11 protein-coding genes are annotated in these 14681 nt (G+C 46.6%); 10 read left to right on the top strand and 1 reads right to left on the bottom strand.

What is annotated here, in order from left to right:
- The first annotated feature begins 115 nt into the window (after positions 1-115).
- The 9 genes from FHS56_RS01615 (at position 116) to FHS56_RS01655 (ending at position 13028) form a co-directional block, all read left to right on the top strand.
- Complete coding sequence (locus tag FHS56_RS01615) at positions 116-1894, top strand: endonuclease (protein ID WP_166918140.1); 1779 nt, start codon at positions 116-118, stop codon at positions 1892-1894.
- Positions 1895-1922: 28 nt separating this feature from the next.
- Positions 1923-4646, top strand: a complete 2724-nt coding sequence (locus FHS56_RS01620) for a T9SS-dependent choice-of-anchor J family protein (protein WP_166918141.1) — start codon at positions 1923-1925, stop codon at positions 4644-4646.
- A gap of 68 nt (positions 4647-4714) precedes the next feature.
- Entirely contained in the window at positions 4715-7030 is a 2316-nt protein-coding gene (locus FHS56_RS01625) for a phospholipase D-like domain-containing protein (RefSeq protein ID WP_166918142.1), read from the top strand.
- A gap of 18 nt (positions 7031-7048) precedes the next feature.
- Complete coding sequence (locus tag FHS56_RS01630; protein WP_166918143.1) at positions 7049-7480, top strand: hypothetical protein; 432 nt, start codon at positions 7049-7051, stop codon at positions 7478-7480.
- A 79-nt stretch (positions 7481-7559) separates the two neighbouring features.
- A complete protein-coding gene (locus tag FHS56_RS01635) occupies positions 7560-7970 on the top strand; it encodes a hypothetical protein (protein WP_166918144.1) in 411 nt (136 codons plus the stop codon).
- A 365-nt stretch (positions 7971-8335) separates the two neighbouring features.
- Complete coding sequence (locus FHS56_RS01640) at positions 8336-8767, top strand: DUF2147 domain-containing protein (RefSeq protein ID WP_166918145.1); 432 nt, start codon at positions 8336-8338, stop codon at positions 8765-8767.
- A gap of 174 nt (positions 8768-8941) precedes the next feature.
- A complete protein-coding gene (locus FHS56_RS01645; protein ID WP_166918146.1) occupies positions 8942-9898 on the top strand; it encodes a tryptophan 2,3-dioxygenase family protein in 957 nt (318 codons plus the stop codon).
- Positions 9899-9911: 13 nt separating this feature from the next.
- Positions 9912-11204 carry a methylmalonyl-CoA mutase family protein gene (locus tag FHS56_RS01650; protein ID WP_166918147.1) on the top strand — a complete coding sequence of 431 codons (1293 nt, stop codon included), beginning with the start codon at positions 9912-9914 and terminating at the stop codon, positions 11202-11204.
- A 381-nt stretch (positions 11205-11585) separates the two neighbouring features.
- Positions 11586-13028, top strand: coding sequence for an RtcB family protein (locus FHS56_RS01655; RefSeq protein WP_166918148.1), 1443 nt, complete (start codon positions 11586-11588; stop codon positions 13026-13028).
- A gap of 55 nt (positions 13029-13083) precedes the next feature.
- On the opposite strand, the gene FHS56_RS01660 is transcribed toward FHS56_RS01655, so the two are convergent.
- Entirely contained in the window at positions 13084-13986 is a 903-nt protein-coding gene (locus tag FHS56_RS01660; RefSeq protein ID WP_166918149.1) for a histone deacetylase family protein, read from the bottom strand.
- A gap of 170 nt (positions 13987-14156) precedes the next feature.
- Here FHS56_RS01660 and FHS56_RS01665 point away from each other — a divergent pair, with 170 nt between their 5' ends.
- Entirely contained in the window at positions 14157-14657 is a 501-nt protein-coding gene (locus FHS56_RS01665; protein ID WP_166918150.1) for a hypothetical protein, read from the top strand.
- Positions 14658-14681 lie beyond the last annotated feature (24 nt).

A 14681-nucleotide genomic window follows, 5' to 3' on the forward strand; every position in this document is an offset into this window, starting at 1 on the left:
ACCTTATGTTAAGAAACTGTTAATAAATCGCTTAACATAAAGATAATAGAGAAAATTACTTTCTTTGCAGAAACGTACTTATAATTGTAGCCGCTTTCTAATAATTTATTACTTAATGAGGCATTTTTATCGCTCTTTCTTTATCCTTGTTGCCGTATTTCTGTGGGCAAACAGTGTGGCAGGGGCACAACCTGCCAACTACTACAGCTCTGCCGAAGGCAAAACAGGTTATGCGTTAAAAACAGCTTTGCATAACATTATAAAAAACCACCAAGTGCAAAGCTACAGCTCCTTGTGGAACCATTTCCAAAGCACCGACAAAAAGCCCAATGGCAAAGTATGGGATATGTATTCCGACGTGCCGGGTGGTACCCCTGCTTATGAATATAGTTTTGGTAGTGACCAATGTGGTAGCTACTCTAAAGAGGGAGATTGTTACAACCGAGAGCATTCTTTCCCAAAAAGCTGGTTCAACAATGCCTCGCCCATGTATAGTGACCTCTTCCATCTTTATCCGACCGATGGTTATGTGAACCAAAAGCGCGGCAATTATCCTTTTGGTGAAGTAGCCAATCCAGAGTGGGTATCTACCAATGGCTCTAAGTTAGGTCCATGCAGCTTTCCGGGCTATTCGGGTAAGGTATTCGAGCCTATAGACGAATACAAAGGCGATTTTGCCCGCACTTATTTTTACATGGCTACTCGCTACCAAGACATCATTGCCTCATGGGAGAACTACACCAGCTATAGCGACGCCGTCTTGGATGGGTCTTCTGACAAAGTGTTTGAAGATTGGGCGCTGAACCTACTTTATAGCTGGCATGTGCAGGACCCTGTCTCTCAGAAAGAAATAGATCGTAACAATGCTATTTATGCTATTCAAGGCAATCGCAATCCTTATATAGACCATCCTGAATGGGTGTCAGCCGTATGGGGAATTACCCAACCCACGCATGTGTATTGGGCAAAAGCAGCTGCCATTGCCTACGAAGCGATTGGCAGCCCAGCTACCTACACCGTAGAGGTATTGCTCAACAATGACTTGTTAAATAATTGTAGCGTAGACATACAGACCGCGGGCACTGCTACCCTTGGCATCGATTACACACTCAGCACCACGCAACTCACTTTTTCGGGCGGTCAAACAAGGCGTACCTTGACCATTACTCTACTTGAGGATGCCATCATCGAAGCAGATGAGACCATCGTCTTGACCCTTACAAGCCCGACCAACGGGCTGAACGTGGGGCAGCCCGCGACCTTCACACTTACGCTCAAGGATGCAACGGCACGCCCCACACTAAATTTTGCCAAAAGCAGCGACAGTTTCAAAGAAGGCTTTGACTACCCGCTCTTGTTTAGCCTGAGTGCTCCCTTGACCGAGCCCCAGCAACTAATTCTTACTCTTGATGGTACCGCCGTTTACGGTGTCGATTATGAAACCCTGCCCGCTGCCAATTCAGGAACAATCAGCCTGACCCTGCCCGCAGGCGTGCAGACCTACAGCTTGGGTGTGCGTCTGGCAAAAGACAATGTGCTTGATGATGGTGAAACTATTATTTTCCACTTGCGTCAATTACCCGATGGTTTGCAAGCTGGCAGCCAAACCTCTTTTACGCTTACTATTCTCGAAAATAGCGAATATATTACTGCTATCACCACTGCTACGGACAACAGCGTACGCTTCTATCCGAACCCTGCTCGCCATGCTCTTTATGTGGAAGGCTTGCCTGAAGGTACTACTTTGCAACTGCTCGATGCTCAGGGGCAGGTGCTCGCCATATGGCAGCATCGTCTTGGAGCGGTCTGGCTGTTGCACTATACCAAGGGGTTGTATTTTGTGCGCTATATGCTTATGAATCAATGGAATACGCAAAAAGTCATCATTGAGTAAATAAATTAGAACCAAAACGCTTCTTCCTATGAAACGACAATCTTTACGCTTTTTCCTTTGGGCGCTCTTTGTCTTGTCCACTATTGGACAAGCGCATGCGCAGAACTTCACAGAGGATTTCACTGGGTGCAACAATTTAAACAGCTTCTCGGCTTATAATGTATTGGGTGCACAGACGTGGGGGTGCACTACATTTGGACAAACTGGGGATGGTGTTCAGATGAATGGGTATGCTGGTGGTGCTCCTCAAGATAATGAGGACTGGTTGCTTTCACCTGCTTTGAACACTTCTGCCTCATCTACACTTTCGTTTGCGTATAGAACTAAGTTTTCCGGTCCTGATTTAGTAGTGAAGATATCTACAAATTATAGTGGCGGTGCCCCTTCGAGTGCTACATGGACGGACCTGGTAACCCTTCCATCTAATAATTCTGATACTTGGGTTACACAGTCTCCCATTGATATAAGTGCCTATGCTAGCACCAACACAGTGATTGCTTTTGTATATACCTCTTCTACTTCGGGTGGGGCTGCTCGCTGGACTATCGATAATTTTGTAGTAACAAACGCCAGTGTAACACTTCCCACTCTTACTACTTCGGTGAGCAGCTTGCCTAGTTTTGGGCAGGTGAATAATGGTCAGGTATCGGCTTCGCAGAGCTATACCCTTTCGGGCAGTGGCTTAACGGGAAATGTAATTATCACGGCACCTGCCAATTTTCAAGTGTCTTTAGACAACACGAACTTCAGCAGCAGCATCACTTTGGTGGCAGGTACTGATTTTACCTTGCCTACTTTGAATGCTACTACTATCTATGTACGCTTTGCGCCTTCGTCGGGTACCGATGGTGTAAAGAGTGGTAATATCACACACAGCAGCGCGGGCGCCACTACCGTGAATGTGGCAGTTAGTGGAGAAGAGAGGGGCAATATAGTTCAGGTAGCAAACTTGGCAGAGCTGCGCAGCAAAAACGCTGACAACAGTACTATTTATGAAGTAATGGGCGAGGTGGTGCTGACCTACAAGCAGACTTTCCGCAACCAGAAGTTTGTGCAGGACAACACGGCTGCTGTTCTGATAGATGATAATGGGGGTATCATTACTACATCCTATAACGTAGGCGACGGCATCACCGGTTTGAAGGGCAGATTGAACGTATTTGGCGGTATGCTTCAGTTTGTGCCCGTTGCGGACCCGGGTCCAGCCACTTCTACGGGCAACCCCATCGTGCCCACAAACATCACGATGAATGATTTTATCAACAACTTTGAGCAGTATGAGGCGCGCGTGGTGCGTATCAACGAGCAGGTAACCTTTACCACTTTGGGCAATTTTGCCAATGGGCAAGTATATAATTTTACCAACGGTACTTTGACCGGTAGATTCCGGACTACTTTCTTCAATGAGAATTACATTGGTCAGCCGGTGCCCTCAACGCCTGTGATTATCACAGGTATTTTGAACGAGCGCAGCGATGGTAAATACATCACTGCCCGCAACAGCGCCGACTTCGAAATTGTAGCACCGTATGTATACTACGCTACGGTGTCGGGCACCGTGTTAGAAGGCAAAACCAAAACCCTTCGTATAAACTTCTCTGAGCCTGCCGCTGCTGCTTCTACTGTAAAAGTAACCTTAGGGGGCACAGCCGCAGTAGGCGTGAGCACTACGCCAGCAGCTAATGCTGGTGTGGTTTCCTTGTCTGTGAATGCAGGGGATACTTATGTAGAGTTCAATGTCTTGGCTGTCAACAACTCCAACAACGACGGCGACCGCATCGCTACCTTTACCATCACTTCGGCAACGGGTGGTTTGAAACTCGATACCGGAAAAGACATTGTATATACCCTTACCATTGCTGACGACGAACTGCAAGTGCGCGAAATAGCCGAAGTACAAACCCTTGACAATATGGGGGTATCTATCTTTGACGGTGCCACTGTGGAAGTGCGTGGCGTGGTGCATGGTATCAACATCAACCGAGTGTCAGCTACTTCTTTGCAATTTGCTTTGATTGATACCAGACCTTTAGCTGGCTTGCAAGTATTTTACAACGGTGCTACCAATTTGGGTTACACCGTTGCTGAAGGTGATTCGCTACACGTGCAAGGAGTAGTTGATAATATCAATGGAATGACCGTAGTAGTACCTTCTTCTATACAGAAAAAGGGTACTGCTGCCACCATGACGCCCGTGGAATTGTCTGCTGCCAGTCTGCTTGAAGAAAGGTACGAATCTCAACTGGTGCGCCTCAATAAGTTGCGAGTAGTATCAGGTTGGGGTGAAGTAGTCAGTGGTAAAGACTATTGGGCAGTAGTGGTTACCGATGGTAATCGTGACTACGTGATGCGTATTGATAATGACAGCGACTTGTTTGGCACCGAAGCGCCGACATATACTTTTTCTCTGACCGGATTGGTGATGCAGGACGACCCCACCGCACCTTATGATGAAGGCTATCAAATCATGCCGCGCAGAGCTGCCGACCTTGAAGTTGACCCTGCCACAGCCGTAGATGCCGCTTTCAGCGCGCAAGTGAAGGTATATCCGAACCCAACATCCGGTAACTGGACCGTGGACAACCTGCGTGGCGCATGGGAGTGGTCGCTCTTCAACCTGCAGGGTAAACGCATAGCAGGCGGAACAGCCGAAGGTACTACCCACATGCAAATGAACTTGCCTGCGGGGGCTTACTTCCTGCAAATACGCCAAAATGAACGCGTAGCTGTGAAGAAATTATTAGTGGAATAAGCTATCTTTGTCAGCCGGTGGGTGCTGCCTATGCACCACCGGCTTTTACCTAAACCAACACAACAACTATGAAACAACGATTGACACTTCTTATCGTATCGCTACTTTGGGCATGTGCCGGCTATGCGCAAACTGTCATGAGCATTGCCGAGGCACGCCAACAGTCGTTGGGTACGGTCGTGACCGTGGAAGGGGTCGTTACCAACGACCAAAACTACGACAACCGCAACCGCAGCCGGGCAATACAAGATGCTACCGGCGGTATCTGGATTTTCGCTCCGGGCAATGCCACCCTGCAAGCTCTGAAGGAAGGCGACAAAATACGCATCACCGGTGAGTTGGGCGACTTTCGTACCCTCCTGCAAATTGTGAACCCTTCAGCAATAGAGGTCATCGCTACTGGCGAGCCTTTACCTGCCCCCGTCGTGTTGACTGTGAGTGACCTGAGCAATGCCGCTGTAGCTGAGCAGTATGAAGGTATGTTGGTGAAAGTCGAAGATGTAATCCTCGATACCAGTGACGATGTTTTTGGTTCGGGCTCGTCGGGGCGCAGCTACGACATCGACGACCCTAACAACCCCATACCCGGTAACTGTTTCCCTATCTCTTCCGATTGTGGTCCTGTATACCGTATCAATCCGGGCAACAGCTTAGTGGGGGTAGAGATAGCCAGCGGTTTGGTGACGCTTTCCGGTCCTTTGGGCTCTTTCGACGGCGTATATCAAATAGTACCGCGTGGAATCAAGGACTATAAAGTGGGGCTGGCTGTAACCAACTTGCAGCAGAAAAATGTGTTTTCCACCCGCTTTACTCTTACATGGACAACCAACATCTCTGCCAAGCATACCGTAAAATGGGGCAGACTGACCCTCAATTCTGTAACCAATGACGTGGCTATCTACGATACTACCTTTATTGGCACTATTGAAGGTACCAACTTCGTGAAACAACACAGCGTAGAAATTACTGGCTTGTCGCCGGCATCTTTCTATTTCTTTAGCATACTCAACGAAACAGAAGAAGGCAAAAAGGTAACTATTTATGATTTCTTCGCTACGGCATCGGAGTCAAGCGGTACCATTCGTGTGGTCTTCAACAAAGCCGTAGATACCCAACTTAGTCGAGGTAGCAATGCCGAAGTCAGCAGCAATATAGCCAATATCATAGCTTCCTATATAGACATGGCGCAGGTATCGGTAGATGTGGCTATGTATAACGCCAATACTGCTGGGGCAACTCAAATCATCAATGCCCTGAACCGTGCATATCAGCGCGGCGTGCAGGTACGCTATATTTATGACCACAGCCGTCCCAACTCCGCTTTGACCAACTTAAATCCCGCTATTCCCCGTTTGGGCGATAACAGCCGCAGCGGAGGCATTATGCACAATAAGTTCGTGGTTATCGATGCCGACAGCCGCACCAACAGCTACGTCATTACCGGCTCGGGTAACTGGACCAACAATAACCTCTCCACTGACCCCAACCACTTTTTGTTTATTCAAGACCAGACGCTGGCACGCGTCTATCGTGCTGAGTTCGAGGAGATGTGGGGCAGTGCTACTGCCACTCCAGATGCCTCTAAAGCACGCTTCGGCTCTAAAAAAATAAAAAACACACCTTCACAAGTAATGGTAGGAGGTAAAAAAATAGAAGTTTACTTTGCACCTACCGACAATACCAAATCGGCAATTCAAAACGCTATTTATTCTTGCAACAACGACTTGCGCTTTGGGCTTCTGCTTATCACTGACAGCGACCTGGCAGCTGCCATCGATTCTATGCAAAACGTAGGATGGGATGTGAAAGGTGTGGTAGATGACCGTAATGAAGATACTGGGCAGCCTGTGACCGGTAGTATGGTGAATTGGCTGATAACTCGCAATGTGAACGTACAGCGCTACAGTCTGCTCAATGCTGCTCAGCTGCACCATAAGTATTTGATTGTAGATGCGGCGCGTCCTTCCTCAGACCCCTTGGTGGTCGTCGGTTCTTATAACTGGAGCAACACTGCTAATACTAGCAATGACGAAAACACACTCATCATTCACGATGCGACGGTTGCCAACCACTTCTTACAGGAGTTTGGTCAGCGTTACTTTGAAGTGACGGGTATTCGCGATGCTTATCTGACGCCCACAGAAGACCTGCAGGCAGTAACCGTAGAAGTATATCCTAACCCGGCAAGGGGGCGTTTTACGGTTCAGCATTTGCAGTCGGGTGCCCATCTGATGCTCTATGACATGAAAGGGCGCGTGTTGTGGAATGCTACAGCTGCCTCCCCCTCCATGGAAGTGGAAGCAGCCTTGCAAGAAGGCTTGTACTTGCTTCTGATAGAGCAAAATGGAAAGCAGTTTGTTCAAAAAATAATGATTCAACGTTAAGACAAAAAATAGAAAACCATGATGAAAAAAGTGCTATATACACTCCTGTGGGCAGCTCTTATTGGGCTGACTGCCTGCTACAAACCCAACCCCTTGCCATCGCCTACTCCCAAAGACCTGATTCAAGGGACTTGGTTACTGGGCTCAGTGAGCATTACCGAAAATGGTTTGCCTGTGCAAGACGTAACTGCCTACAATGGCTTCCTTTTGAAAATAGAGGGTTTCAAGTACTATGTAAATAATGGCAATGAAGCTTTTCCGCAAGACAGAGGGGAGTGGGGCTTTGTAGATGAGACGTACAAGCAAATCCGCCTTGGAGATGGTACAATTATTGAGGTAACTACTTTGAATGCCGACACTTTTAGCTTTACTTTTGAACGTAAGGGAAGTAGGGCAGCAAGAAATAATATTGTACCAACTCGGGTGTTTACCTTTACGTTAAAGAAGTAATTAATAAAAAAATAAATCTTATTCTTCCAAAAAAAGAGAAAATAAGTTAAGTTTCAAAAAGTACTAAACGATACAAGTTATGAAAAAGTACGTTTTCAATTTCTTCACACTGATTGCTATTCTTTTGTTTGCCGTTTCTTGCAAAAAAGACAAAGGCGACAGCGGTCCTTCGTTCAAATCCTATAAAAGGGTATCGGACGTGACCGTGCAGACCGGTAGCTTGCCTGCTGAGTATCAAGCTATCAAAGGGAAGCCTGCTGCTTTCACCGATACTCAGTTCACCATAGGTAGTGCATCGGGCACCTACACCTACACCCCTGGGCAAAACAACAATCCCGGTAAAGTTGTTTTGAACCCTGATATTTACAGCGGCGGTGACAGCGAGTATAAGGTTACCTTCAGTAACAACAAAATGATATGGGTGAAGAACATTGCCGACCCCAGCAAAGGTATTCCTAATGAAGTAACCATTACTTTCACCACAGAATAATTGTAACAGTAACAATCAAAAAGGCACTCTCGTAAGGGAGTGCCTTTTTATTTGCTTTATTACATTTTCTCTGACTTATTGAATTGGAACCACTCGCCTTTTGGGTTACGAACTGTAGAAAAGGTGGCTCTCAAAGTGAGGGGATAGTAATCTCTTTAATCATATTCTGCACAGCAACTTGCTGAAGCATAGACCGGTGAACTGCGATATGCCGTGTAGTATGGTGCCAAGATACTGCCTTCTATTTCTTTAACTTATTTTTTGGTTCGGAAAAAAAATATTATGCATGCATTGCATTTTTTAGTAGAATATTCTATTTTGTACAAGCGTTTATGTGCTAAGTACAAAAACAAAAATGTAAAGCTATGCTAAAAAAAACACTCCTCTCACTCTTGAGCGTTCTGCTGAGCAGCGGCTTGCTGTTTGCTCAAAAAGACATCACCGGGGTTTGGGAAACCATCGATGATGAAACAGGCAAGCCGAAGTCTCATGTTGAGATTTACGAGACCAAAAGCGGCAAATATGCCGGCAAGGTCGTGAAAATCCTTGACCCCAGCCGTCAAGATGCTGTTTGCGACAAGTGTACTGATTGGCGCAAAGACAAACCCGTCATGGGCATGGTCATTGTAATGGACATGAAAAAAGATGGGAATGAATACACCGGCGGCGAGATTCTCGACCCTAAAAAGGGAAAGGTGTATCGTTGCAAGATGTGGCTGGAAGATGAAAAAACCTTAAAAGTGCGCGGTTATTTGGGACCCTTCTATCGAACTCAAACTTGGTACAGGGTAAAATAGCAGAGTGTACTCTTTTGGTTGAACTCTCAAAGCGCCCTCCAGGGCGCTTTTTGTTTTTGAATGTCTTCTAAGAAAGAATGAAACGCAAGCAAATGCTTTTACTTTATCCAAGCTTCTTTTGTACGATATCTATTTTTGCACTAAAATTGCTCGTATGAAAAACCATTGTTCATTATGACTTATCAAGATTTAGACGAGAAAGTATTGGAGCAGCTGCGCCAATTGTCCCGTCGCTATGCCCAGACAGGGCAGGACCTGGCTTCCAACTTAGAAGGCTTGCTTTATACAGACTATTTGAAGTACTGGGACTATATCGCCTTGGATACCTTGATGACCCTGCAGCGTCCGCGTACTTCTTTCCCCGATGAAATGATTTTTGTGGTGTATCACCAAATTACAGAGCTTTTTTTTAAGCTCATTCAGTGGGAGATAGACCAACTGCTTCAGGCAGATGAATTGCCCTTGCCTCTTTGGATAGACAAAATGCAGCGCATCAACCGTTACATGGATATATTGGTGCGCTCTTCCGATATTATGAGTGAGGGGATGGAGCGTGAGCAGTTTCTTAAATTCCGTATGGCTTTGTTGCCGGCAAGTGGTTTTCAGTCGGTACAATTCCGTGAAATAGAATTGAAATCTACCACCTTGTGGCATCTGCTCGACAAAGACCAGCAGCAGCATCAACAACGTAGTGAGCCAATTGAAGCTCTTTATACCTCTATCTATTGGAAGCGCGGGGCTATTGAATCGGAAAGCGGCAAGAAGACCATCACTCTGCAGCATTTCGAAGAAAAGTACGACGCCCATCTGATGCAGCTGGCGCAGCGGCACCTTCAAAACAACCTTTACATTTTGTTGCAGGAGAAGAGCACTGTGTTGAATGAGGAGGAGCGGGCTGCCTTGCATCGAGAGTACCGCCGCTTCGATAACTTATTTAATGTGGGTTGGCGTTTGGCTCACCTGCGAGCAGCAGCCAAGTTCCTCATGAAAAAGCGGGGTGAAGCAGTGGCATCTACCGGCGGCACCAACTGGACCCAATATTTGCCTCCTCGTTTTCAGAAAATCATTTTCTTTCCCAACTTGTGGAACGAAGAGGAAAAATCGAAGTGGGGAACACAATTGATAGACTAAATGCTATATCCATATGAATGTAGAAAAAGACATACAGGATTTGCTGAACGAGTTTCCTGCCTATGACAAAAAACAGTGGGTGGCGCTCATCGAAAAGTCTTTGAAGGGAGAGCAGTATGCAGACCTGATAAGCCACACGGAGGAAGGAATAGCCATAGAACCGATTTATACGAAAGAAGATATTGACGATGCGTTAGTGCACCGCCGCCATGCTTTGCTGAAACGCCTAACGCCACGCGGCTGGAAAAACCGTGTAGTTTTGTATCCGCTCGAAGATGCCCAAGACCTTGAAAAAGAAGCAAAAGAGTGGGGGGCAGATGAGTTTTATTGGGAGCAACTGCCCGGCGCTACGCCAACGCCTGCACCTGCTTACTTGCTCGACTGGCAGCAAGCAAAACAAGCAGCCGCTTATTGTATTGACCCCCTGACTGAGAAGATAATTGCCGTAGGAGCTCCGTTGAGTGAGAAAGAATGGGAGCAGCTGGCAGCGCTTATGAAGGCAAACCCCCAATTGCGCCTGTCGATACAAGGGCGCAATTTTCAAGAAATTGGCTTGTCTTTGACTCACACCTTGGCATACACCATGGCAGCTGCCATTACTTACGGCATTGAGCTGCGCAAGTATGACATAGACCCCTACGAGCGTATGGAATTGTGTTTCTCGGTAGGAAGTCGCTACTTTATGGAAGTTGTCAAGCTGCGTAGCGCCCGCTTGATTTGGTATCGTCTGGCGCAGCTTATGAATGCACCAGAAAGATTGCCCATACAAGCACGTACGGCTTTGTATAATAAAACCACTGCCGATGCGCACAATAATATGTTGCGCGCAACCATAGAAATGACCGCAGCAGTAGTAGGGGGTGCCGATGTACTCACTGCCGACCCTTATGACTACATCAGCGGGCAGCACACAGCCTTTTCGAGACGCATAAGTCGCAACTTGCCGATTATGTTGAAAGACGAGAGTTATTTAAATAAGGTGCAGCTGCCGGCATCGGGCAGCTACTTTGTCGAGGCAGTTACCAGCGATTTCTGCAAGCAGACTTGGCAGCAGTTGCAGCAATTGCAAGCTCATGGCTGGTTGACTGAAGTGGCAGCTATAGAGCACTTGAAGCAAGAAGTAAATGAGAATGTAAGTAAGTTGAAAGAAAAGTTGCAGACAGGAAAGCAGGTGCTGTTGGGGTTGAACAAATACCCTAACCCTAAAGACCAACCCCTAAGGCTCAATGCCTCTTTGTTTAAAGGGAATTACCTGCGCTTTATCCGCTATGAAGACTTGGCATCTGCTGGGCAAAAACAAGGCTAAGTGTCTATATCCCCGTGTGTATCGTATATGGTTTTCATGTCTTAGCCCTCAAATGAGGGCTTTTCTTATTTTTTTATCAGTATTTATTTAAATAACTTTGTAATTCAAAGTAAAAAATTTATTTTTGAAAACACATACTGGGAAACGAAAGAAATGTTCTGTGTTTATTCGTATTTGCATCTATTACTTTTTGAATGTCTTTTGTTTAAAGTTAAAAGAGAGCTCAGACCTCCTTGCTCGCTCACCGGATAGAGCGGAGGCGCTTGTCCCGGAACAATGAAGGGACTACCAAAAGCAAAGCCAACTTTTGCATGGCTATTTGGGAAAAGAAAGTATCGGTATTGTCATTTGACTATGAGTAAGCTTAAAAAAAAGAACATCATGAGCTTGGACATTAAAACCCTTACTTTGCAACTGGGCGACCGCAACATAGCTAAACAGGCGCATCGCGTGCTTAAAAAGCTATTGAAAAAAGGGGTAACGGAAGCGCTTCTATTGCAGGAGTTACAAGCCTTACAGGAGCACCCCCAGCAGTACACAAACCACAAGTACTGGGGAAGCGTTGCTGCTTTGCTTGTTGAGGCAGCTGCTGCACAAAAGACAGCTCAAGACGAAGCGTTGGAGGTGTTGCGCAATCAGCCATTACCTTATGCTGTATTCGGAGAGCAATACATAGACACAGAGTCGATACGTCAGATGAACAATGCTATGCGCTTGCCTATAGCGGAAGCCGGCGCTTTAATGCCCGACGCCCACGTAGGTTATGGCATCCCCATAGGGGGAGTGCTGGCTACGCGTCAAAACGTGGTGATTCCCTATGCTGTAGGGGTGGACATCGCCTGCCGCATGTGCCTGTCGATATGGGATGTGGAGGGGACTTATGTAGAGAAAACAAGAGACAAACTGAAGAAACTCTTGGGTGAACACACCTTTTTTGGTATCAACGCTTCTAATCCGAACCCTCTGCCCGATGACATATGGGATAAGTCCGAGTGGAAGGCAACCAAGCTCATTCGTTCGTTGCGCAAAAAGGCAGAAGAGCAAATAGGAACCAGTGGCACGGGAAATCATTTTGTAGAGTGGGGTATCTTGGATGTGTATGAAGAAGACGAAGCTTTGGGAATTCCCAAAGGGCAATATTTGGCGCTATTGAGCCACTCAGGGTCGCGTGGTTTTGGAGCTTCTATTGCCAATTACTATTCGAAGCTGGCAAAAGAGCGCACCCGCTTGCCCAAAGAGTTGGCGCACCTTGCGTGGTTGTCGCTCGACACCGAAGAAGGACAGGAATATTGGATTTCCATGCACCTTGCTGGTGAATATGCTTCTGCCAATCATCACCAAATACATCGCCGCATAGCAAAAGCTTTGGGCTTGCAGCCGGTGAAGATGGTCGAAAACCATCACAACTTTGCGTGGAAAGAAACACTTCCCGACGGGCGCACGGCGATTGTGCATCGGAAAGGGGCTACACCGGCACATGCTGGTACCTTAGGCGTTATTCCCGGCTCTATGATACAAGCCGGCTTTGTGGTCAAAGGTTTGGGCGCGGCGGCTTCTTTGAATTCGGCTTCGCATGGTGCAGGGCGCTTGATGTCAAGAAAAGCGGCATTTCAGCAGTTATCACCCGGACAGCTGCGGCAGGTGTTGCAAGAGCACGGCGTAGAACTTATAGGCGGTGATTTGGATGAGGCGCCTATGGTGTATAAAAACCTGACCGACCTCATGAAAGTGCAAAAAAACATAGTAAAGCCTTTGGCAGCTTTTTACCCCAAAATAGTGCGCATGGCAGAGCCTGACCGCCGCCCCTGGGCAAGAGAAGATTGATGCGTGTTTTTTTGCCGAAAAATACACGCAATAGAATGTTTGGTAAAAAATTTTTTTAGAAGAATAAAAATTGAGCAGTGCGGTAGGTATTTGCATGTGCTTCGAGAATATCGGCGAGGCGGGGAGAATAGCCACCCCCCATGCTTACTACTACAGGTATTTGTCCCTGACGGCAATATTGGAAAACCAGTTCGTCGCGCTGGCGGCAGCCGTCGATGCTTAATGCCAGCCGCCCCAGTTTGTCGGTAGCCAATACGTCCACGCCTGCTTGAAAAAACACAAAATCCGGCTCGAAGTGGCTGAATAAAAAGTCTAAATGCTTTTCCAATTCGTACAGATAGAGGCGGTCGCCGGTGCCGTCGGGCAAATGCACATCGCAGTCGGACTGCTCTTTGATGCGTGGGTAATTGTTGGCACCGTGCATGCTAAAAGTGAATACGGCGGGCTCTTGGCGGAAGATTTCTGCGGTGCCGTTGCCTTGGTGTACGTCCAAGTCAATAATCAGGATGCGCTGCGCTTTTTGGTGGTCCAACAAATAGCGAGCTGCCAGGGCAATGTCGTTCAGTAAACAAAAGCCCTCGCCGCGATTGGTGAAGGCATGGTGGGTGCCCCCAGCTATGTTCATGGCAATGCCATATTGTAGGGCATATTCGGCGCACTGAATGGTACCTTGCGCGATGAGCCGTTCGCGCTCTATCAAGCGGGCTGAAATAGGAAATCCGGTTGCTCGAATTTCTTTGGGAGTCAAAGCAAGTTTCTTTAGTTTTTCCCAATACTCAGCTGTATGCACCCGGAGAATGAGCGGCTCGTCGAGCATCGAAGGCGTGAAAAAGCTTTCGTTTGTAAGAGTTCCTTCATAAAGGAGTTGTTCGGGCAATAAGTTGTATTTTTCCATAGGAAATCTGTGCCCTTTGGGTAGAGGGTGGCAATACAAAGGTGACCAAGCAACTTTTAACATGTTTATCTTGTGGTGAAGACAGAATGGACTAAAAATTGATGCTAAAATAAAAAAACAGCTTAGGGAGCTAAAAGTTTTTACATTTTCTATAAATTAACTTGGCGGTTTTATGAAAACTATTGCTTATTTTTTTAATTGAAGAAAGTTTATCGTCGATAAAAAAGGGAATTATGAACTTTATTGGAACTGTTCGCGAAGCGTACTTGTACAGCCTTGTGCTCTTTTTACTTTCTATGTTTGCGTTGGCTGTAATAAAGGTGATGCTTGTATTGGAGAATGATAGTGTGTTTACGCTTTTGTTGCTCAACACAGAATGGATACTCGTGGGTGGATGGTTTTTGCTGTGTTTTTTGTGTGCTTGGATGGTAGCAGTAATGCTTGCCAAATATCATACTCGGCGCCGTTTGTTTTTCCGGGTGCTGTTGGTAGGGATACTCGTTGAAGTAGTCTCCATAGTGTTGTTTGTTTTCTTTGCCTATGGGCTGGAGTGGCTGGTAAGCATGAACGATGTGTTGGGCTTGCTTACTAATCTGCTGGCTACTTACGGAGGCGCAGCTACCATTCCTTATCTGTTTGTCCTTTTCTTTATAGGACATCCTTTCCTTTACGTAGGCATAAACATGCTTTTGTGTAAGTTTTTGCCTCATAAGTTGTCTGCTATTACGGTATGAGTAGGCGTTCGCCGCTTGTCTATT

This window comes from Thermonema lapsum (genome assembly GCF_011761635.1).
Lineage (GTDB): Bacteria > Bacteroidota > Bacteroidia > Cytophagales > Thermonemataceae > Thermonema > Thermonema lapsum.